This is a genomic window from Mesorhizobium sp. Cs1299R1N1 (assembly GCF_037179655.1).
GTDB lineage: Bacteria > Pseudomonadota > Alphaproteobacteria > Rhizobiales > Rhizobiaceae > Mesorhizobium > Mesorhizobium salmacidum.
Map to the genome: position 1 here is coordinate 1 of NZ_JAPYKR010000087.1, position 1,273 is coordinate 1,273.

General features: G+C 63.7%; 1 protein-coding gene. It reads left to right on the forward strand.

The genetic code is table 11. The features are described from left to right. The coding region (locus tag O7A70_RS33805) for an IS110 family transposase (RefSeq protein ID WP_337144204.1) at positions 1-986 on the forward strand (986 nt) is incomplete at its 5' end. Between the last annotated feature and the right edge of the window lie 287 nt (positions 987-1,273).

The window sequence follows — 1,273 nt, forward strand, 5'->3', positions numbered from 1 at the left end:
TTGATGAGAGCAGTCGGATCGTGAAGGAAACACGAGCGGCGAGCGAACCGCAGGCCTTGTCCGATGCGTTGCGGAAGCTCGATCTGCCGCTGGAGCGCATCGGGCTGGAAGCGTGCTCGCTGACGGCCTGGCTTCACGATGGATTGTGCGCCGAAGGCCTGCCTGCGATCTGTATAGAAACGCGCCAGGCCAATGCGGCCATGAAGACGATGCCTAACAAGACGGATCGCAACGATGCCCGCGCGCTTGCGCAGATCATGCGCACGGGCTGGTATCGGCAGGTGCATGTGAAGAGCCGGCAATGCCGGTTGTGGCGCGCGCTGTTGGTGGCCCGCCGCACGGTGCTGAACGAGATGCGCAGCATAGAGAATGTTGTGCGCGCCATCCTGCGCGAGGCCGGTATCAAGCTCGGCACGCCCTCGCGCACCGCCTTTGCTGATCGCGTGCGCGAGCTGGTCGGCGCCGACGCCGAGGCGATGGTGATGGTCGAGCCGCTGCTTTCGATCCTCGGCTCCATGCTCAAGGAGTTCGCCCGCCTGACCAAGCAGGTTCTCGACATCGTCCGCAAGGAGGAAGTCTGTCGGCGACTGATGAGCGCGACCGGCGTCGGGCCGATCACCGCGCTCACCTTCCGCGCCACGATCGACCGGCCGGAGCGGTTCGGCTCCTCGCGGGCAGTGGGAGCGCATCTGGGCCTGACGCCAGCGCGATACCAGTCCGGTGAAACCGACATTCAGGGCAAGGTCAGCCGTTGCGGCGACGAACTCGCCCGCACCGCCCTCTACGAGGCAGCACATTCGCTACTCGTGCGCTCGAAGAAATGGTCGAGCTTGCGCGCCTGGGGCATGAACATCGCCAAACGTCGCGGCATGGCGCGCGCCCGCGTGGCGGTAGCCCGCAAGCTGGCCGTCATCCTGCATCGCATGTGGGCCGACGCAACCGAATTCCGCTTTGGAAAGGAAGCCGCCGGCCCCACATTGGCATGAAATAGGACAAGGAACAAAAACGAACACAGACAGTAGTTCGCCCGAGAGGGTGATCCGGATCGTTCCCGTGGGGACGATGGGCAAGGCGATCTCGTTAGCAGGCACGATCCTGGGGGAATTCTCCAAGGTCGTTCAACAGATTGAGACGCCTCGCTCTCCCTGACCCCATCATGCGGCGGCTCCGCGCCGACCGCGAAGAGAAGCGAGTGACCCGCGGGGCGACATGATCCGGAAAAATATCAGGAGGAGCTTGACCTCAACGACCCCAATCAGAGAAGCCTGCTAGA